Source organism: Geodermatophilus bullaregiensis, from assembly GCF_016907675.1.
GTDB lineage: Bacteria > Actinomycetota > Actinomycetes > Mycobacteriales > Geodermatophilaceae > Geodermatophilus > Geodermatophilus bullaregiensis.
Genome location: NZ_JAFBCJ010000001.1, coordinates 3,408,751 through 3,428,456, shown reverse-complemented (window position 1 = coordinate 3,428,456; position 19,706 = coordinate 3,408,751). Strand labels below are relative to the sequence as shown.

General features: G+C 76.5%; 14 protein-coding genes. 4 read left to right on the top strand and 10 right to left on the bottom strand.

Features of this window, described 5'->3' with window-relative positions; genetic code table 11:
• Positions 1 to 7 precede the first annotated feature (7 nt).
• The gene (locus JOD57_RS16275) at positions 8 to 301 is read left to right on the top strand and encodes a DUF4235 domain-containing protein (RefSeq protein WP_204692963.1); all 294 of its coding nucleotides are present in this window, start codon (positions 8 to 10) and stop codon (positions 299 to 301) included.
• Positions 302 to 313: 12 nt separating this feature from the next.
• Here the strand turns inward: JOD57_RS16275 and JOD57_RS16270 are convergent, their stop codons facing one another.
• The 8 genes from JOD57_RS16270 to JOD57_RS16235 form a co-directional block, all read right to left on the bottom strand.
• Positions 314 to 1,264 carry a Ppx/GppA phosphatase family protein gene (locus JOD57_RS16270; RefSeq protein ID WP_204692962.1) on the bottom strand — a complete coding sequence of 317 codons (951 nt, stop codon included), beginning with the start codon at positions 1,262 to 1,264 and terminating at the stop codon, positions 314 to 316.
• Positions 1,261 to 1,782, bottom strand: coding sequence for a DUF501 domain-containing protein (locus tag JOD57_RS26390; RefSeq protein ID WP_307824731.1), 522 nt, complete (start codon positions 1,780 to 1,782; stop codon positions 1,261 to 1,263). Before JOD57_RS26390 ends, JOD57_RS16270 begins: the two co-directional genes overlap by 4 nt.
• Positions 1,779 to 2,333, bottom strand: coding sequence for an FtsB family cell division protein (locus JOD57_RS16260; RefSeq protein ID WP_204692961.1), 555 nt, complete (start codon positions 2,331 to 2,333; stop codon positions 1,779 to 1,781). The genes JOD57_RS26390 and JOD57_RS16260 overlap by 4 nt, the downstream gene beginning before the upstream one ends.
• Before the next feature lie 13 nt (positions 2,334 to 2,346).
• Positions 2,347 to 3,627, bottom strand: a complete 1,281-nt coding sequence (eno, locus tag JOD57_RS16255; RefSeq protein WP_204692960.1) for a phosphopyruvate hydratase — start codon at positions 3,625 to 3,627, stop codon at positions 2,347 to 2,349.
• 51 nt (positions 3,628 to 3,678) lie between these two features.
• Positions 3,679 to 4,596 carry a nucleoside triphosphate pyrophosphohydrolase gene (locus JOD57_RS16250; protein ID WP_204692959.1) on the bottom strand — a complete coding sequence of 306 codons (918 nt, stop codon included), beginning with the start codon at positions 4,594 to 4,596 and terminating at the stop codon, positions 3,679 to 3,681.
• A 4-nt stretch (positions 4,597 to 4,600) separates the two neighbouring features.
• Positions 4,601 to 5,602, bottom strand: coding sequence for a SurA N-terminal domain-containing protein (locus tag JOD57_RS16245; protein ID WP_204692958.1), 1,002 nt, complete (start codon positions 5,600 to 5,602; stop codon positions 4,601 to 4,603).
• A 59-nt stretch (positions 5,603 to 5,661) separates the two neighbouring features.
• Complete coding sequence (mfd, locus tag JOD57_RS16240) at positions 5,662 to 9,207, bottom strand: transcription-repair coupling factor (RefSeq protein ID WP_204692957.1); 3,546 nt, start codon at positions 9,205 to 9,207, stop codon at positions 5,662 to 5,664.
• Between the two features lie 103 nt (positions 9,208 to 9,310).
• Positions 9,311 to 9,769 carry an FAD synthase family protein gene (locus JOD57_RS16235; RefSeq protein ID WP_204692956.1) on the bottom strand — a complete coding sequence of 153 codons (459 nt, stop codon included), beginning with the start codon at positions 9,767 to 9,769 and terminating at the stop codon, positions 9,311 to 9,313.
• A 272-nt stretch (positions 9,770 to 10,041) separates the two neighbouring features.
• Between JOD57_RS16235 and JOD57_RS16230 the strand changes: the two genes are divergently transcribed.
• From JOD57_RS16230 to JOD57_RS16220, 3 genes are read left to right on the top strand one after another with little or no spacing between them, the layout of a single operon-like run.
• Positions 10,042 to 11,247: a YveK family protein gene (locus JOD57_RS16230; protein ID WP_204692955.1), complete on the top strand. Its 1,206-nt coding sequence runs from the start codon at positions 10,042 to 10,044 to the stop codon at positions 11,245 to 11,247.
• Between the two features lie 4 nt (positions 11,248 to 11,251).
• Entirely contained in the window at positions 11,252 to 12,532 is a 1,281-nt protein-coding gene (locus JOD57_RS16225; RefSeq protein WP_204692954.1) for an O-antigen ligase family protein, read from the top strand.
• Positions 12,529 to 13,590 (top strand): glycosyltransferase family 4 protein, encoded by a 1,062-nt coding sequence (locus JOD57_RS16220; protein ID WP_204692953.1) that lies wholly within the window; start codon positions 12,529 to 12,531, stop codon positions 13,588 to 13,590. Before JOD57_RS16225 ends, JOD57_RS16220 begins: the two co-directional genes overlap by 4 nt.
• 7 nt (positions 13,591 to 13,597) lie before the next feature.
• On the opposite strand, the gene JOD57_RS16215 is transcribed toward JOD57_RS16220, so the two are convergent.
• On the bottom strand, positions 13,598 to 14,947 hold the full coding sequence (locus JOD57_RS16215) for an MATE family efflux transporter (protein ID WP_307824730.1): 1,350 nt from the start codon (positions 14,945 to 14,947) through the stop codon (positions 13,598 to 13,600).
• Complete coding sequence (locus JOD57_RS16210) at positions 14,944 to 19,518, bottom strand: PKD domain-containing protein (RefSeq protein WP_307824729.1); 4,575 nt, start codon at positions 19,516 to 19,518, stop codon at positions 14,944 to 14,946. Before JOD57_RS16210 ends, JOD57_RS16215 begins: the two co-directional genes overlap by 4 nt.
• Positions 19,519 to 19,706 lie beyond the last annotated feature (188 nt).

The following is a 19,706-nucleotide window of genomic DNA, read 5'->3' as shown; positions in this document are numbered from 1 at the left end:
TCGGCCCATGGCCCGCAAGGAGAAGGCGCCGCTGACCTGGAAGCTGCTCGGCTCGGGACTCGCGATCCCGGCGGGGATCGCGGCCCGCAAGCTCACCGACGCGGCCTGGTACGCCGCCCGCGGCACCACCCCGCCGAAGAACCCGGCGGCGCCCGGGGTGACCTGGCCGGAGGCACTGGCCTGGGCCGCCTTCTCCGGGGTCGTGGTCGCCGCCGGCCGGCTGGTGGCCGCCCGCGGGGCCGCGGCCGCCTACGAGTCGCTGACCGGCAAGCTGCCCCCCGGTCTCAACGAGGGTCCCTGACGGCGCGGGGCCTCACGGGCGCGCGAGACGCAGCGCGATCCCGTCGAGGATGTCGTGCTCGCTGACGACGACCTCGTCGAGCGCCAGCGCGTCCATGACCACCCGCAGCACCAGCGCGCCGGCGCCGATGACGTCGACCCGGCCCGGGTGCATCACCGGTGAGGCCGCCCGCCGCTCGCGGGTGGCGGTGAGCAGCCCGGCGGTGACCGAGCGGACGGCGCCCACCGGGATGCGCGAGCCGTGGATGGCCACCGGGTCGTAGGCGGGCAGCCGCAGCGCGAGCGCGGCGACCGTGGTCACCGACCCGGCCAGGCCGACCAGCGTGGCGGCCTCACCCACCGGCACCGCCGCGGCGACGTCGGCCAGGCCGGCCCGGATGTCGGCCTCGGCGCGCTGGATCTCGTCGGCGGACGGCGGGTCGCCGTGCAGGTGCCGCTCGGTCAGCCGCACGCAGCCGACGTCCACCGAGCGGGCGGCGCGCACCCCTCCGGCGTCGCCGAGGACGAACTCCGTCGAGCCGCCGCCGATGTCGACCACCAGGTACGGCGGGCGGGGCGGCGGGCCACCGTGCGCCGCGGCCGCGGCGGCGAGGGAGGCGGTGGCCCCCAGGTAGGAGAGCCGGGCCTCCTCGTCGCCCGGGACGACGTCGGGCAGCTGGCCCAGGGTCCGGTGCACCATCGCCTCGAAGTCTGCGCGGTTGGCTGCGTCGCGGGTGGCGCTGGTGGCCACCATCCGCACCGCGGTGGCGCCGAGGTCGCGGGCCTGCGCGGTGTACTCGGCCAGCACCCGGCGGGTGCGCTCGATCGCCTCGGGCGCCAGCCGGCCGGTGGCGTCGACGCCCTGGCCGAGCCGGACCACCTCCATGCGGCGCAGCAGGTCGGTGTGCGCGCCCTCGGCGGGGACGTCGGCGACCAGCAGGCGGATGGAGTTGGTGCCGCAGTCGACGGCCGCCACGCGGGTCACGGGCCCTCCTCGGGGGGCGCGCACGGCCCGGCCGCCCACCACTCGCCCATCTCGGCCACCGCGCGGTCGCCGACCGGGTTGACCCCCGGGCCGGCGGCCAGCGCGTGCCCGGCGAGGGCGTGCAGGCACTTGACCCGGTCGGGCATGCCGCCGGCGGTGGCGCGGGTGGGCAGTTCGCCGAGCACGTCCCGCTCGGCCAGGTAGGCCTCGTGGGCGGCCCGGTACCCCGCGGCGAGCTCGGCGTCGGTGCCCAGGTCGGCCTGCCACTCGCGCATCCGGCCGGCGGACTCCAGCCGGCTGGCGGCCGCGGCCGCCCGCGGGCAGGTGAGGTAGTACAGCGTCGGGAACGGGGTGCCGTCCTCCAGCCGCGGGGAGGTCTGCACGACGTCGGGCTGACCGCAGGGGCAGCGGTGCGCCACCGCTCGCACCGCCCGCGGGGGCCGGCCGAGCTGGCGGGCGACGAGCTCGCGCTCCTCCGGCGTCACCGGCTCGCGCACGCGCTCCCCCGGCCCGCTCACTCCCCCGCTCCCGCGCCGGCGTCGTCGGCCTCGGCCACCGACCCCAGGAGCTCGTCGTACCAGGGCTGCGCGGTGTCGGGGACGTCGGGCAGCGTGCCGGCGTCGCCCTCGGCCGCCTCGCCGTCGACCACCACGACCAGCCGGTCACCGGGCAGCACGTAGGCCAGCCGCTCGCGGGCCTGCCGGGCGGTCCAGGCCGGGTCGGCCTGGCGCTCCAGCTCGGCCTGCAGGTCGGCGATCCGCGCGTCGAGGGCCGTGCCCTCGGCGGCGAGCCCGGCCAGCTCGGCCCGGCCCTCCAGCCACTGCCGCACCGGGCCGGCCAGGGTCAGCGCCAGCAGCAGCACGAGCCCCACCAGCAGCACGGCCCGGCCGGTGAACAGCGGACGGCGGGCCGTCGTGGCGCGCGGTGCCGGCCGCGGGGTGCGCCGGCCCGGCCGGGCCGCGGCGGGACGGTTGCCGGCACCCGAGCGGCTCCCGGCCGGCACCGGCCGTGATGCGGCGTGCGACAGCGGGCGGCCGGTCGACCGACGTCGGCCGGTGCCCGCGCTCATCGGGCGGGTGCGCTCATCGAGCCTGCAGCCGCGGGAAGGCCGCACTCCCTGCGTAGCGCGCGGCGTCGTCGAGCTCCTCCTCGATGCGCAGCAGCTGGTTGTACTTGGCCACCCGCTCGCTGCGGGCCGGGGCGCCGGTCTTGATCTGCCCGCAGTCGGTGGCGACGGCGAGGTCGGCGATCGTGGTGTCCTCGGTCTCGCCCGAGCGGTGGCTCATCATGCAGCGGTAGCCGCTGCGGTGCGCCAGGTCCACCGCGTCGAGGGTCTCGGTGAGCGTGCCGATCTGGTTGACCTTCACCAGGAGGGCGTTGGCCGCGCCGCGCGCGATGCCGTCGGCGAGGCGGGTGGGGTTGGTGACGAACAGGTCGTCGCCGACGATCTGCACGCGGTCGCCGAGGGCGGCGGTCAGGGCGATCCAGCCGTCCCAGTCCTCCTCCGACAGCGGGTCCTCGATCGAGACGATCGGGTAGTTCGCGACGAGGTCGGTGTAGTACTCGGTGAGGTCGCCGGCCGAGAGCGTCTTGCCCTCGAAGGCGTAGCCGGCCTCGCTGTGGAACTCCGTCGCCGCGACGTCGAGGGCGAAGGCGACGTCGGTGCCCACGGAGTAGCCGGCCTGTTCCACGGCCCGGACGATGAGGTCGAGAGCCGCGCGGTTGCTGGACAGGTTCGGCGCGAAGCCGCCCTCGTCGCCCAGCCCGGTGGCCAGGCCGTCCTTCTTCAGCACCGACTTGAGCGCGTGGTAGGTCTCGGTGCCCACGGCCAGCGCCTCGGTGAAGGTGGCCGCCCCGATCGGGGCGATCATGAACTCCTGGACGTCGACGTTGCTGTCGGCGTGGGCGCCGCCGTTGAGGATGTTCATCATCGGCACCGGCAGCAGGTGCGCCGAGGGACCGCCGACGTAGCGGAACAGCGGCAGGCCGGTGGACTCGGCTGCCGCGCGGGCGACGGCGAGGCTCACCCCGAGGAGGGCGTTGGCGCCCAGGCGGGACTTGTCCGGCGTGCCGTCGAGGTCGAGCAGCCGCTGGTCGACCAGCCGCTGCTCGGTGGCCTCGTAGCCCACCAGCTCGGGGCCGATGACGTCGAGGACGCCGTCGACGGCCTTGGTGACGCCCTTGCCGCCGTAGCGCTCACCGCCGTCGCGCAGCTCCACCGCCTCGAAGGCGCCGGTGGAGGCGCCGCTCGGCACCGCCGCCCGGGCGATCGTCCCGTCGTCGAGGGCGACCTCGACCTCCACGGTGGGGTTCCCGCGCGAGTCGAGGATCTCCCGCGCGCCTACGGCGTCGATGCTGGGCACGGGGAGCAGCCTAACCAGGCGCCCGTGCTGCTGCGGGGTGCCGCTCCCGGCTCAGTCCTGTGTGCGGCGCCGGGCCTCGGCGTCGAGCTCCCCGGCGTAGCGGCGGACCGCCTCCCGCAGCGCGTCCTCGGCGTCCCAGCTGCGCTGCGCCGCGGCGGTGACGACGGCCAGCAGCCGCTCCCCCAGCTCCTCCGGCGAGGCAGACCCCAGGTCGGCCGGCTCCGGCGTCGGGAACCCGGCGCGGCCGGCCCGGCGCACCAGTGCCGCGCCCCACGCCGCGGCCGGCTGCGAGCGCGACACGCCCTCGGTGGGCGAGCGCCGCTGCTTCTCCGCCTTCTTGATCTCCTCCCAGCCCGCCTCGACGCCGGCGACGTCGCGCGGACCGGCGTCCCCGAAGACGTGGGGGTGGCGGCGGACCAGCTTGTCCACCAGGTCGCCGGCGACGTCGTCGACGTCGAAGCGCCGCCCGTCGCCGGCCTCGGCGGCCACCCGGGCGTGGAAGACCACCTGCAGCAGCACGTCGCCGAGCTCCTCGCGCATCGCGACCGGGTCGTCGTCGACGATCGCGTCGTAGGCCTCGTGCGCCTCCTCCAGCAGGTAGCCGCGCAGCGAGGAGTGCGTCTGCTCGGCGTCCCAGGGGCAGCCGCCCGGCGAGCGCAGCCGGTCCATCACCGCGACGACGTCGAGCAGGCGGACGCCGGGGGGCTCGGGTGCGCCGTCGACGACCGGCGCGTCGGGCACGTCCTCCCCCGCGGCGGCCAGGACGACGACCTCGCCGGGCAGGGCGGCGGCGGCCGCGGCGTCCGGCACGTCGGCGACCTCGCGGCCCGCGGCCCGCAGCGCCTGCGCGGTCGCGGCGGCGCCGGGCAGCGCGGCCGCGGTACCCCCGGCGGTCAGCGCGGTCCAGCCGGCCGGGCCGAGCAGTCCGGGCAGCCGCGGGCTGACGGTGACGACGAGGGCGACCGGCACCGCCTCAGCCGCCCGACCCGGTCGCGGTCGGGTCGGCGGCCGCGGGCCCGTCGTCGAGCAGGTCGACGACGCCGCCGTCGGGCACCTGCACGACGTCGTCCTCGAGCGACCCGTACCGCGGGTTGACGGTGATGCCGAGGTCGGTGCGGACGTCGTCGACCAGCGCGGTCCCGGCCTCCTCGACACCGGTCGCCGCCTCGCTCTCCAGCTGGGTCCGGACCTCCTCGAACGAGGGGGTGGCCCGCTGCCCCACGAAGGCCACGACCACGCCCGGGACGTCGGGGACGGTGACGGTGAAGCCGCTGTTCGGCGTGGCGGCGGTGACGCCCTGGACCAGCGGCGCGGGGACCTCGGAGACCGCGGTCGGCTGCAGCGCCGGGAGGGTGATCTCGCCCGGGAAGCGCGCGGCCACCGCCGGGTAGGAGGCCGGGTCGGCGGTCAGCTCCGCGACGACGGCGTCGGCGGTGGCCTGGTCGGGCACGACGAGGTAGCCGAGCTCGACCTGCTCGAACTGGCCGCGGACCTCCTCGTAGCGGGCCCGCAGGGCCGCCTCGTCGAGCGCGCCGCCCTCGCCCGTGGCCGCTGCCAGCTCCCGGCGGACCAGCTGCTGGCGGGCGCTGGCCAGGACGTCCTCGCGGGCGAAGCCCTGCGCGGCGGCCTGGGCGAACAGCGCCTCGGCGTCCTGCCCGGCCAGCGCCTGCGCGACGAACGCGTCGACGTCGCCGTCGGTGACCTCGACGTCGTAGCGCTGCTCGGCGACGGCGTACACCCGCTCGCGCAGCAGGAGGGTGAGCACCTGGCGGGTGTAGTCCGCCTCGCTGCCGGCGGCCGCCTCGGCGATCACCGGGTCGGCCAGCCGCTCGTCGACCTCCGCCTGCAGCTCCTCGACGGTGACCTGATCGTCGCCGACGTAGGCGGCCACGCCGGGCGAGGTCCGGCAGCCGGTCAGGGCGACGACGGCGGCCACGAGCCCGAGGGCGACGGCGGTCGGTCGGCGGGTGCGCACGTCCCGCAGACTCCCACACGGAGGACCCCGGCCTCCTCACCCCTTGCAGGGCGTCCGGTTCAGCTCGCGGCGGCCACCGGCTGCTCCAGCACCGCCGTCAGCAGCGAGTGCAGGTGCTCGAGCAGGGCGACGTCGCGCAGCGGGGTGCGCCGGTCGGGACCGACGGGGACCTTGAGCGACACCGCCTCGACGGCGGCCTTGTAGGTGGCGCCGTCGGCCAGCCGGGCCAGCCGCATCTGCTGCGACTCGCGCAGCGGCACCGGGCTGATCCGGATGGCGCGGCCCTGCAACGAGACCTCGGTGACGCCCAGCCGGCGCACGGCGGCGCGGAAGCGGGCGACGGCCAGCAGGTTGAGCACCGGGGCCGGCGCGGCGCCGTAGCGGTCGGTGAGCTCGTCGAGCACGGCCTGCGCCTGGTCGTCGTCCTGCACCGCGGCCACCTTGCGGTAGGCCTCCATGCGCAGCCGCTCGCCGGGCACGTAGTCGTGCGGCAGGTGGGCGTCGACCGGCAGGTCGACCCGCACCTCGGCGGGCTCGGCCGGCACCTCCTCGCCGGTCAGGGAGGCGCGGTAGTCGCTGACCGCCTCGCCGACCAGCCGGACGTAGAGGTCGAACCCGACCCCGGCGATGTGCCCGGACTGCTCGCCGCCGAGCAGGTTGCCCGCGCCGCGGATCTCGAGGTCCTTCATCGCCACCGCCATGCCGGCGCCGAGGTCGGTGTTGTGGGCGATGGTGGTCAGCCGGTCGACCGAGGTCTCGGTCAGCGGCCGTGTCGGGTCGTAGGTGAAGTAGGCGTAGGCGCGCTCGCGGCCGCGGCCGACCCGGCCCCGGATCTGGTGCAGCTGGGAGAGGCCGAAGGTGTCGGCACGGTCGACGATCAGGGTGTTGGCGTTGGGGATGTCCAGGCCGGACTCGACGATCGTCGTCGCCACCAGGACGTCGTACTCCTTCTCCCAGAAGCCGACCATGATCCGCTCGAGCTCGTGCTCCTTCATCTGGCCGTGGCCGACCGCCACGCGGGCCTCGGGCACCAGCCGGCGGATCTTCGCGGCGGCCTTGTCGATGGACTGCACGCGGTTGTGGATGACGAAGACCTGGCCGTCGCGCAGCAGCTCGCGGCGGATCGCGGCGGCCATCTGCTTGTCCTCCCAGGCGCCCACGTAGGTGAGCACCGGGTGCCGCTCCTCCGGCGGGGTGAGGATCGTCGACATCTCGCGGATGCCGGTCAGGCTCATCTCCAGCGTGCGCGGGATCGGGGTGGCCGACATCGACAGGACGTCGACCGCCGTCCGCATGGTCTTCAGGTACTCCTTGTGCTCGACGCCGAAGCGCTGCTCCTCGTCGACGACGACCAGGCCGAGGTCCTTGAAGCGGGTGGTCGCCTGCAGCAGCCGGTGCGTGCCGACCAGGACGTCGACCTCCCCGGCGGCCAGCCTGCGCAGCGTCTCGGCGCTCTCGGCGTCGGACTGGAACCGGGAGAGCACCGCGACCGTCACCGGGAACTGGGCGAAGCGCTCGGAGAAGGTCTTGAAGTGCTGGTCGGCCAGCAGCGTCGTCGGCACGAGGACGGCGACCTGCTTGCCGTCCTGCACCGCCTTGAACGCCGCGCGGACGGCGATCTCGGTCTTGCCGTAGCCGACGTCGCCGCAGATGACCCGGTCCATCGGGACCGGGTTCATCATGTCGGCCTTGACCTCCTCGATCGCGCCGAGCTGGTCGGGGGTCTCCTGGTAGGGGAAGGCGTCCTCGAGCTCGCGCTGCCAGACGGTGTCGGGGCCGAAGGCGTGGCCCTTGGTGGCCATCCGGGCGGAGTAGAGGCGGATGAGCTCGGCGGCGATCTGCTTGACCGCCTTGCGCGCCTGACCCTTGGTCTTCTGCCAGTCCGAGCCGCCGAGCTTGGACAGTGCCGGTTGCTCGCCGCCGACGTAGCGGGTGAGCTGGTCGAGGGCGTCGGTGGGCACGAACAGCCGGTCCGGCGGCTGGTTCCGCTTGGACGGCGCGTACTCGACGATGAGGTAGTCGCGCTGGCCGCCGTGCACGGTGCGGCTGACCATCTCGACGTAGCGGCCGATGCCGTGCTGCTCGTGGACGACGAGGTCGCCGGGCTGCAGCTGCACCAGGTCGACGGCGTTGCGGCGGCGGGCGGGCATCTTCACCGCGTCGCGCATCGTCGTGCCGCGCTGGCCGGTCAGGTCGTGCTCGGTGACCAGCACCAGGCCCACGCCCGGGAAGGCGAAGCCGGACTCGAGGTTGCCCTGGGTGATCGAGGTCAGCCCCGCCTCCGGGGCGGAGTCGACCCCGGGCACCAGCCGGACGCCGAGGTCGGCGGCGGTGAACTGGTCGGCGGCGCGCTGGGCCGGGCCCGGTCCGGCGAAGGTGACGACGACCCGCCGGCCCTCGCGGGTCCAGCCGCGCAGCACCTCGACGGCGCGGTCGAGGTCGCCGGAGAAGCGCTCGACGGTCGTGGCGTCGAGGGTGACGTGGGTGTCGTCGTCCTCGGGAGCGAGGGTGAACGCGCCCGTCGTCCACCACGGCAGGCCGCGGCCGCGGGCGGCGGCCTCGACGTCGGCGAGGTCGCGGAACGACGACGCCCCGAGGTCCAGCGGCGCCTCCCCGGCCTCCGCGGCGGTGGCCCAGGACGCGGCGAGGAACTCCTCGGCGGTGCGCACCAGGTCGGCGGCGCGGGTGCGGACCCGCTCGGGGTCGGCCACGAGCACGTGGGTGCCCGCGGGCAGCAGGTCGGTGAGCAGCTGCATGTGCGCGTCGCCGATGAGCGCCGGGGTCAGCGACTCCATCCCCTCGACGGCGATGCCCTCGGCCAGCTTGCCGAGCACCTCGATCAGGCCGGGGTGCGCCACGGCCAGGTCGGCGGCGCGGGCGCGGACCTCGTCGGTGAGCAGCAGCTCGCGGCACGGCGGCGCCCACAGCCGGTCGGGCCGCTCGTCGAGGGAGCGCTGGTCGGCGGCGGAGAAGTAGCGCAGCTCGTCGACCTCGTCGCCCCAGAACTCCACGCGGACCGGGTGCGGCTCGGTGGGCGGGAAGACGTCGAGCAGGCCGCCGCGGACGGCGAACTCGCCGCGCTTCTCGACCAGCTCGACGCGGGTGTAGGCGGCGTCGACCAGGGCGGCGGCGACGTCGTCGAGCTCGGCGGTGTCCCCGGGCCGCAGCTCGACCGGCACGAGGTCGCCGAGGCCGGGCGCCAGCGGCTGCAGCACGCTGCGCACCGGCGCGACGAGGACGTCGACGGTGCCGTTGTCCCCGGGGGTCGTCAGGTCGCGCAGCACGGCCAGCCGGCGGCCGACGGTGTCCGCGCGCGGGGACAGCCGCTCGTGCGGCAGCGTCTCCCAGGCGGGGAAGGTCTCCACCCGGCGGCCGGGCAGGAAGCAGCGCAGCAGGTCGGCGGCGACGTCGGCGTCGCGCTCGCCGGCGGTGACCAGCAGGACCGGCACGCCCGCGCCCGGCGCGCGGGCGGCCAGCGCGGCGGCGACCAGCGGCTGCACCGGCGGCGGCGCGGGGACGGCGAGCTCGGCGGACCCGGCGGCGGCCACCACGCGGGCCATGCCGGGATCGGTGAGGACGACGTCGAGCACGCCGCGCAGGCTCACGGGGGACTTCCTCCAGGGGGATCGGACGGCCCGGACGGTCGCCGCCGGACGCGGCACGGACCCCCGTCCAGGTTAGTCCGCCCGGACGTCCCCCGCCGGGTCCTCAGGAGGTGAGCGAGCGGATCCCACGCGCCGCGGGCTCGCCGGCCTCGATGGCCTGCAGCGCCCGGCGCAGCACGGTGCTCGACGTGTGCACCGTGTAGGGGAAGTAGCGGACCTCGACCCCGACGCCGGCGAAGTCGCGCTCGAGCCGCTCGCCCTTCGGCGTCCCGCGCCAGTCGTCGCCCTTGAAGATCACGTCGAAGCCCACCTCGCGCCAGGTGTCGAGCTTGTCCGGCACCGTCTCGGCGTGGACGTCGTCGACGAAGCGGAGGCTGCGGACGATCTCCATCCGCTCGGCGAGCGGGATGACCGGCAGCCGGCCCTTGGTCAGCAGCACGACCTCGTCGGAGACGACCCCGGCGACCAGCCGGTCGCAGTGCGCCGCGGCGTGCCTGAGGACGTTCAGGTGCCCGACGTGGAACAGGTCGTAGGCACCTGGCGCGTAGCCGATCACCGTCACGTGGTCTCCCCCTCCGCTGCCGCCCAGGTGCGGCCCGAGCGACGACGGTAGGGCCGTTCCGGTCACGCAGAGTCACCGGAACCGGAGGTCCACCCCAACGTGTGGGTGACGCCGCGGCCCCGGTCGACCGGTCTCCCCCTGACGGATGAGGCCTGCCCCGCCGGGCGCCCGCGCACCGTCCGGCCGATCTACCGTCGCGACGACGAGAGCCCGCTGCCGGTGCTCCCGACCGGCCACGCCCCGGTCCGCCGGCGTGGCACCGGGGGACGGACATGGAGTTGCACGACTACCTCGCCGCGCTGCGGCACCAGTGGCGCGTCTGGGTCGGTGCGACCCTGCTCGGCGTGGTGCTGGCGGTCGCCGTCGTGCTGGTGGCGCCGCGCACCTACACCGCCTCGGCCAGCGTCTTCGTCTCGGTGTCCCCGTCGATCCCGAACAGCGCCCAGTTCGTGGCGCAGCGGGTGAAGAGCTACCCCGACGTGGCCGTCAGCGAGACGGTGCTCGACGCGGTCGTCGACGACCTCGGGCTCGACCTGACGCCGGCCGAGCTCGCCGACCGGGTCGAGGCCACCAACCCCGCCGACACCTCGCAGGTCGTCGTCGCCGTGTCCGACCGCGACCCCGAGCGGGCCGCCGCCCTCGCCGACGCGGTCGCCGACCGGCTGGCGAGCGTCGTCGAGGACCTCGAGAGACCGGCACCGGGCAACCGGCCGGTGCGGCTCACGGTGACCGACCCGGCCACGGTCCCGACGTCCCCGTCGTCACCCGTGGTGAGCAACGTCCTCGTCGCCGGCCTGGCGCTCGGCCTGTTCCTCGGCCTCGCGGTCGCCGCCCTCCGGAGCCGGGCCGACGACCGGCTGCACTCGGCCGGCGACGTCCGCGCCGCCTGGGGCGACGGTGACGGCGGCGGGGCGGTCGAGGTGCTCACCCGGTACCGCCGGCGCCGCGTGGGAGGGCTGACCGCGCGGCCGGCCGACGTCCTGGCCCGCCGCCTGGTGCTGGCCGCCGAGGACGCGCCGGTCACCGCCGTGCTCACCTCCCCCGGCCTGGCGGGCGGCCCCGCGGCCGCCGCCCTCGCCGACGAGATCGGCGCCGCGGTGGAGGCCCGGGGCACCTCCGCCGCCGTCTCCCGGGCCCAGATCCCCGGTCCACGGCCCCTGTCGCGGGTGCAGCTGGAGGTCGTCGACCCCCGGGCGCCGCTGCGGCTGTGGCGCCGGGCGGCCGAGCAGGGGCAGACGGTCGTGCTGGTCGTGCCGTCGGGAGCGGTGACCGCCGCGGAGCTGCAGGAGATGCGGGACGTCCTCGCCGCGGGCGGGGTGCGGCGGCCGGCGGTCGCCGTCGTGCCGCGGCCGTCGCGGCGCCGCTCGTCCGCTCCGCGGGCGACCTCCGGCGACCGGCCGGGCACGGACGGGTCCACGGCCACCGGCGTCGGGCCGGCGGGCCGCGAGCCGGCCGGTGCCCTGCGCGCCTCCCGGTGACCGGGTGACGGCCACCGCGGGCCGCCCCTCCCCGCCGCGCGCCGGGACCGTCCGCCGGGCGCCGGTGCTGCGCCGGCCCGCGGGTCAGCTGGCCGTCGCGCTGCTCCTCGTCGCCGCGACCGTCGGCTGGCGGCGCGGCCAGTACTTCTCGGGGACCGTCGACACCGTCGTCGCGGGGAAGGCGGCGGTCGGCCTCCTGGCGCTCGGGCTGGCGTTCCTGGCCGCGACGGGCGGGTCCCGGCGACCGGTCGGCACCGGGACGCTGTGGGTGCTGGCCGCCCTGCTGGGCGGATCGGTCCTCGGCGCCTGGACCTCCGGCAGCGTGTTCTCCGGAGGGCTGGTCGCCACCCGGGTGGCGATCGTCGGCCTGGCCGTCTTCCTGCTGCTGCGCAGCGCCGACGCCCGCTCGGTCCTGCTCGCCCTGACCCGGGCGTGCGGGCTGGTGGCGCTGGCCGCGACCGTCACCGGCCTCCCGTCGGCCGCCACCGGCCGCCTGGCCGGCGGGCTGCCCCCGCTCGCGCCGAACGAGCTCGCCCTCCTCGCGGGCGTCGTCGTGCTGGTCGGCACGTGGTCCCTCCTCCTCGGCGGCGGCCGGTGGCCCACCGCCCTCGCCGTCCTGGCGGCGACGGGCGTCGTCTGGGCGACCGGCTCGCGCACCGGGCTGGCCATGCTGCTGCTCGGGGTCCTCGTCGTCGTCCTGCACGTCCGCCGGTTCCCGCTGTGGTCCCTCGTCGGTGGCCCGGTCGCCGCGGCGGCCGCCACGGCGGCGGCCCTCGGCACCGACCTGCTGGCCGGCTTCGCCGGCCGCGACGGCGACGGCATCGGCACCCTGGAGTCGCGCTTCATCGCCTGGGACGCCGCCCGCACGTGGGCCGGCTCCGCCTGGCAGGCGGTCCTCGGCGGCGGCCTGTCGGTGAAGGTCATCCGGGTCCGCGGTCAGTGGTGGACCGAGCAGCCGCTCGACAGCAGCTGGGTGTCGGTGTTCGTCCAGGCCGGCGTCCTCGGCCTCGCGATCGCCGCCTGCTGGGTGCTGTGGGTGGTGCGCGGAGCCCTGCGGGTGCCTCCTCCGCACCGGGCGCTGCTGCTCGGCCTGCTGGTGTTCCTGGTGGGCCGCAGCGTCGTGGAGAGCGGCCTGTTCGACGCCACGCCGGCCTTCCTCCTCTTCCTGGCTGTCTCGCTGCTCGCGGAGGGCGGTGGCCGCCGGCGGCTGCAGCACGAGTCGGCGCCACCGGGCGGGCCGGCGGCGCGGTCCGCGGACGACCGACGGGAGGTGGGGATCGGATGAGGGTCGTCGTCGACGCCTACTGGTGGATCGAGGGCCAGGTGTCCGGGCGGCGGGTCGTCGACTCGCTCGTGCGCACCTGGGCGGAGGCCTTCCCCGGTGACGAGCTGACCGTCGCGGTCCCGCGCCGGCACCTGCCGCAGGTGACCGAGCTGGTCGCGGGGACCTCGGTCGGCGTCGTGGCGGTGCGCCGCTCCCCGCACGGGGTCAGCGTCCTCACCGAGCTCGGCCGGGCCGCCACCCGGGCCGGCGCCGACGTCGTCCTCGCCCAGAACTACACGCCGCTGCGGACGGGGGCGCTGCGCGCCACGTTCGTCCACGACCTGATGTTCGACGAGCACCCCGAGTTCTTCACCCGGGTGGAGCGGGCCTACTTCGCCGGCATGCCCTGGTCGGCCCGCCGCGCCGACCTGGTGCTCACCTCGACCCGCGCCGAGGGCGACCGGATCGCCCGCTGCCGGCCGGAGCTGGCCGGCCGGGTCGTCCCGGTCGGGCTGGGCGTGCCGGAGTCCTTCCGGTCCCGGCGGGCCACCGATCCCGGCGTGGGCCTCACGCCGGGCGGCTTCCTGCTGTGCGTGGGCCGGCTCAACGTCCGCAAGAACGTCGGCCGGCTGGTCGAGGCCCTCGTCTCCGGCGGTGGCCTGGTGACCCCCGAGCGGCCGCTGGTGGTCGTCGGCGAGCCGGACGGCAAGGGCGCCGGACCGGCGCCCGGTGACGCCCGGGTCCGCTTCCTCGGCGGGGTCGACGACGGCAGCCTGGCGTGGCTGTACGCCAACTGCCGGCTGTTCGTCTTCCCCTCCCTCGACGAGGGGTTCGGCCTGCCGGTGGTCGAGGCGGCCCTCTCCGGTGCCCCGATGGTGCTCAGCGACATCCCCGCCTTCCGCGAGCTGGCGCCCGGCGCCGCCTTCTTCGACCCGCACGACCGGGGCTCGATCGCCGGAGCGGTGCGCGCCGAGCTCGCCGGGCCGCCCAGCCCCAGCCCCACGGTGCAGGTGCCGAGCTGGGGCGAGGTGGTGGGCCGCATCCGCCAGGCGGTCGAGGAGCGGCTGGCGCTGCGCTGACGTCGGATCAGGCCGGCACGCGCCCGCGGCGCACGTCGACCGCGGTCGCGCCGAGGAGGGGCCGGAGGACCGTGCGCCGCACGGCGACGGCGACCAGCAGCGGCCCCGCGGCCAGTGCCAGTGGCGCCCAGACCTGTCCCCCGTCGACCAGCACGACCAGGCCGCACACGACGCCCAGCCCGCCGAGCTCGAGCAGCCGCAGTCCCAGGACCCGGCGTTGGCGCCGGTGGACCGTCGCCAGTCCGGCGTAGGGCAGCAGGACCGCGCTGGCCACCGCGTAGGCACTCCACCCGGCGACAGCGGCTCCGGGGACGGCGTAGGCACCACCGGTGAGCAGCGGCTCGGCCACCGGCTGCAGCACGACCGCCAGCGCCCCGATCGCGGCGACCACGGCCGCCAGCACCAGCGCCACCCGGTCGGCGGCCCGCAGCTGGTCGGCGGCCGGCCGCCCGCGGGTGGCGACGAGGTGCGGGAGCAGGAAGGACCCCAGCCCCGTGACGACGACCAGGGTGGGAGCGGTGTAGACCCGGGCGGCCTCCAGCGGCCCGTAGGCCGCGGCACCGGCGGCGGCGACCACGAGCAGCCGCAGACCGGTCATCAGCAGCGGCCGGATCGTCTGGGCAGCGGCCCGCCACGCGCCGAAGCTCCACACCGCCGCCAGGTCAGGGGTCCGCCACGGACCGCACCGCCGCTCGGCCGCGGGGAGCCGCTGCCAGGCGACGGCCGCGGCCGCGGTCTGGCCGAGGAGCAGGGCGAGGGCGAACGAGGCGAGCGACAGCGGTCCGGTCGCCGCGCAGGCCCCGAGCGTGCCGACCGCCACCAGCAGTGCGGTGCCGTCGACGGCGGGCAGTGACCAGAACCGGCCGGCGGCCATGAGCAGCCGGCGCAGGGTGTCCTCGAGGACGAAGGCGGTCACCGCCGCCCCGAGCAGCACGGCGGGCCACCCCGTCAGGAGCCCGGCCGCCGCGGCCAGCAGCGCCCCGACCAGCCCGGCGGCGCCGGCGACGCCCACCGCGCACACGTGCAGGGCGGCGCGGGTGCGGGGCTCGGCGCGGTCCAGCACGGTGAGCGAGTCACCGACCAGGCCGCTGACCACGGCGGTGACCAGCACGGTGCACCCGTAGGTCAGGGAGAAGGTGGCCAGCCCGGCCGCTCCCAGCTCCCGTGCCGCGGCGACGGAGAGGACGAGGCCGGCGACGGCCTGGGTCACCTGGCCCGTCACCGCCCCGGCGACCGGCCGCCGCACCAGCCGGAGCAGCCGGGTGGCGCCGCCCCACCTCCCCCGGGCCGGGGCGCTGCCCGGAGCCTCGCACCCCGGGACGGCGGGCCGCCGGGGTGCGCGGCCGGCGGCGGTCACCCGACGGGGGTGACGGTGATGCCGGGGAAGCGGACGGCGGTGGCCGCCGTGCTGCTGCTCGGCCGGTGGGCGCCCAGGCCGACCCCACCGGGGGCCTGCAGGGCGGCGGTGGTGTCGGTGCGGACGAGCTGGGGAGCAGCCGGCTCGGCCTGCCCCTCGGCCCACACCGTGGCCCGCACCTCGGTGCTGCCCACCCCGGCGGTCACGACGCGCACGCCGAGCACCGTGCCCGGCGTCCAGGTCAGCCCGGGCACGACGACCTCCCCACCGGGGAAGGTCTCGGTGCCGCCGGTGAGCCGGGACAGCGCCAGGCCGACCCGGCCGTCGGCCATCACCCGCACCCGCACGCGGTACTCCTGGCCGGCGGCGACCCGCCGGCCGGTCACGTACACGAACGTGCCCGTCCCGGTCGGCGACGTGTCCAGCGTGAACGACGTCGTGACCTCGGCCGCGGTCGTGGACACCTCGCCCAGGTAGGAGCCGGTGTTGGCCCCGGCGAGGGGCAGGGCCAGCTCCGCCGCCGAACCGGTCACCGACTGCCGGGTCCCGCCCACGGCCACCGTCCAGGCCCCGCCCACCTCGGCGACGCCCAGCCCGCCGCTGACCGGGCGGTCGAACCCGTCCTGCGCCAGCGGTCGCGGCCCGGACGGGGGCTGCTCCTGCGGCGCCGACACCGTCACCTGCTCGGTGACCGCGTGCGTGGCACCGTCGTCGTCGGTCACCGTCAGCGTCACCGGGTAGGTCCCCGGCTGGCGGTAGGTGTGGGACGCGGTGGGCCCCTGGGCCGTGGTCCCGTCCCCGAAGTCCCACCGGTGGGCGGCCACCGTGCCGTCGGCGTCCGACGAGGCCGACCCGTCCACGCGGACCGACAGGTCGGTCACCGCGGCGGTGAGGGCGGCCGTCGGCGCGGCGTTGGCCGGCGGCTGCTCGACCGCGCTGCGCGTGCCGGCCGTGAACGAGGCGAAGCGGACCGTGGTCGCGGCCGTGGAGCTGCTCGGCCGGTGCACCGCCAGGCCCAGTCCGCCGGGCGCCTGGAGCACCGCGGTGGTGTCGGTGCGGGTCAGCTGCGGCGCGGGCTCGGTGTTCCCGGTCCAGACCGTCCCGGTCACCTCCGTGCTGCCGACGCCGGATACCTGCACCCGCACGGAGACCGTCGAGCCCGCCGTCCAGGTCACCCCCGGGACGACGACCTCGCCGCCCGGGAAGGTCTCGGTGCCGCCGGTGAGCCGGGACAGCGCCAGGCCGACCCGGCCGTCGGCCATCACCCGCACCCGCACCCGGTACTCCTCGCGGAGCCCGACCGACCGGCCGGTCACGTACACGTACGTGCCGGCGCCGGTCGGTGCGGAGCTCAGCGTGAAGGAGGTCCGGACGTCGGCCGCCACCTGCGCCACCTCACCGAGGTGTGCCGCGGTGGTGGCGCCGGCCGTCGGCAGGGTCAGGGTCGCCGCGCCGCCGGCCACCGACTGCCGGGCCGCCCCAACCGAGGCGGTCCACGGGCCGCCGACGTCAGCGGTCCCCAGGCCGCCGGTCACCGTCCGCTCGAAGGCGTCCTCGGCGACCACGCCGCCTCCGGTCCGCGGTGCCACGGTGACGTCCCTGGTCACGGTCCCCGTCGCGCCGTCGTCGTCGGTGACGGTCAGCCGGACGGGGTAGGTCCCGGCCGTGGCGTAGGTGTGCGACGCCCTCGCCCCCGTGCCGGTGGCGCCGTCGCCGAAGTCCCAGGCGTACGCGGCGACGGTCCCGTCCCGGTCGGCCGAGCCGGTGCCGTCGACACCGACGACCAGCCCGCTGACGGCGTCCGTGAACGCCGCGGTGGGCGCCTGGTTGGGCGGCGGCGCGGTGACGGTGACCTGCCGGGAGACGGTGCCCACGGCCCCGTCGTCGTCGGTCGTCCGCAGGGTGACGGTGTAGGTGCCGGCCGTGGCGTAGGCGTGGGTCACCGTCGGCCCGGTGGCGGTGGTGCCGTCGCCGAGGTCCCACGCCCAGGAGGCCACCGTGCCGTCCGGGTCGGCGGAGGTCGAGCCGTCCAGCGTGGCGGTGAGGTCGGAGACCCCGTGGGTGAACGCCGCCGTCGGGGACAGGTTGCCCACGGTCCCGGTGCTGCCGGCGCGGAAGTGCTCCGCGACCCGGTCGGCGGACAGCACCGTCGGGTAGACCGCAACCTCGTCGACCCGGCCGCTGTACCAGGACTCCGCCTCGACCTCCCAGCTGTACCCGCCGCCGATCCGCCACCAGCCGTGGCCGGGCTCGCCCGTGACCACGTCGGAGCGGGCGGCGACCTGCGCGCCGTCCACGTGGAGCGCCATCGAGCCCGCCCGGAACGTGGCGACCACGTGGTGCCAGCGGCCGTCGTTGTAGGCCCGCGGGCTCGTGACGACGGTCTTCGCGTTCTGCCAGACGCCGAAGTGCAGCCGTCCCGCGCGGTCGAAGTAGACGAGGCGGTCGTGGCTCGGGGCGATGCCGCTGCTGCGGTTGCCGAACTCCACGACGATGCCGCCGGACGTCGTCCGGGTGTTGACCCAGGCCTCGAGCGAGAAGACCGGCGGTGCCGGCACCTGCACGGTGCTCGCGGCCAGGCCCGAACTGGTGCCGTTGAGCTGCGCCGCGGTGTCCGTGTCACCGGTCAGCGCGCCGGCCTGGCCGCGCGCCACCCCCGTGCCGACGGCGAGGTCGTAGCCGCCGGCCTGGTCCAGCGACGCGCCGCTGCGCTCACCGAGGGACCACAGCGACTCGGCACCGTCGGCCCGCACCACCTGGACGTAGGGCCGGGCCGGCGTGTTGCCCGCGGCGACGGTGACCGGGGTCCACGGACCGGTGTTGCGGTTGCCCTGCGGGTCGGTGACGGTGACCCGGTAGGTGTGGGTGCCCGCGGTCAGGCCGCGGTCGGTGAACGAGAGGCGGTCACGGTCCCACCAGCTCTGCCCGGTGGTGACCTCGTACACCGGGGTGGTGCCGTTGTCCCGGTGGACCCGGTAGGTCAGCACCTCGTTGTCGGGGTCGTGGCTCTCCTGCCAGACGACCCGCGCGGTGCCCGGGGCCGGCGAGGTGACCGTGGGGGTGAGCCCACCACCGGTGGGGGCCATCCTGCTGGGAGCCGTGCCGGGGAGGGCGAAGCGGACCAGGCCCTGCTGCGACGTGCTGTTGACCCGGGGGAACTCCCCGGCGTAGACGACGTAGCGGTCGTTGCCGGTCACCGACCACGCGGCCTGGTTCTGGCCCGTGGCGCTGCCCACGGCCAGGATCGGCCACCAGCTCAGCAGCGAGGGCGCCGGCCGGCGCACGAAGTTGGCGTTCTGCCAGGTGAAGGGGCCGTTGGTGCCGGTGGCGGCGGTGCTGAAGGCCGCCGCGTGGCGGAACTGCTTGGGGTTGTACTCGGCCCAGCCACCGATGTTGCCGCACTGGTGGGCGTGCGAGGCCGTGTACAGGGCCCCGCCCAGCGGGAAGCTCGAGTAGGTGTCCCCGCGGCAGGTGCTGGCCCACAGCAGCCGTCCGCCGGTCGCCTCGGCGGCGAAGGCGCTCTCGAGGTTCCCCGGGCCGTAGTAGTCGTAGGCGGTGCCGTAGACGGCGCGGCCGTCGGTGGACAGGCTCCACACCGCGGAGTTGACGCCCTGGTTGGTGACCAGCTGGTTGACCTCGAACGGCCGGGTGACGCCGCTGTCGGGGTCGAGGGCCCCGATGCCGGTCGACTTGACCCCGTTGAGGCCGTCGAACCGGCCCGCGACGATCACGCTGCCGCCGGCGAGCACCAGCGCCTGGACGTCGTTGCTGGTCTGCCGGTTCTTCGGGTCGTAGACGACGTTGCCGCTGGCGTCGCGCCTCGGGATCGCGTTCGCCTCGTCCTGCCAGACCGGCAGCACGTTGCGGTCCGTCGGGCCGACGTCGGGCACCGGGGCCCACGGCAGCAGGGCGCCGTTCGTGGGGGAGACGGCGGCCAGCCGGGTGCGGCTGGCCGAGCCGACGGCGGTGATCGTCCCGCCGAGGTAGACGGCGTCGGCGGAGGCGGCGATCGCGCGCACCTGACCGCTCACGCTGGGCCGCCAGTCGGGCACCAGGGCCCCGGTCCGGGTGTCGTAGGCGGCCACCCGGTTGCGCGGCTGCCCGTTGGCGACGGTGAAGTCACCGCCGACGTAGACGCGCGTGCCGTCGGGTGAGGCCGCGATGGCCAGCGCCTGGCCGTTGAGGTCCGGCGCGAACGACGTCACCAGCTGGCCGGTGCGGATGTCGTAGGCCAGCAGGTTCCGTCGGGGGACCTCCTGGGTGCCCGGCGCCGCGCCCGCGGGGCGGGCGGTGGTGAACCGGCCGGCGACGTAGACGGTGTCGCCGACGACGACCTGCGCCCAGGCGACGCCGTCCCTGCCGTCGGCGGCCTTGCCGATCTGCACCGTCGGCAGCGCGTCCGCGGTCACCGTGACCGGGGTCGCCGGATCGGCCGGGTCGGCCGGCGCGGAGTCCGCGCGGGCCGCCGTCGGTGTCGCCAGGCCCAGGACACCGGCCACCAGCAGCAGGCCCAGCAGGCCCGCGATCGTCCGGTAGGCGGTCGTCGTCGACCGCCGCACACGTGCAGACACGTTCGTCTCCCCCACGTTCCCGGGCAGCCGGATACCGGGCTGCCCTTCACCGAGAGTGACGGTGACACGGGCGCAGGGGTCGGGGGATCACCCGGGCGGGTGGCCCACCTCGGAAGACTGCCCGCCGATCACCCGTCTGTGTCACCGAGCGTGACCGGTGCCCGCGGGCGGACACGGCGACGCCCGCC

Excerpts from the sequence above, each read along its gene's own strand:
- JOD57_RS16230 (WP_204692955.1), top strand. The coding sequence starts at position 10,042 with ATGGAGTTGCACGACTACCTCGCCGCGCTGCGGCACCAGTGGCGCGTC.
- JOD57_RS16275 (WP_204692963.1), top strand. The coding sequence starts at position 8 with ATGGCCCGCAAGGAGAAGGCGCCGCTGACCTGGAAGCTGCTCGGCTCG.
- JOD57_RS16220 (WP_204692953.1), top strand. The coding sequence starts at position 12,529 with ATGAGGGTCGTCGTCGACGCCTACTGGTGGATCGAGGGCCAGGTGTCC.
- JOD57_RS16260 (WP_204692961.1), bottom strand. The coding sequence starts at position 2,333 with ATGAGCGCGGGCACCGGCCGACGTCGGTCGACCGGCCGCCCGCTGTCG.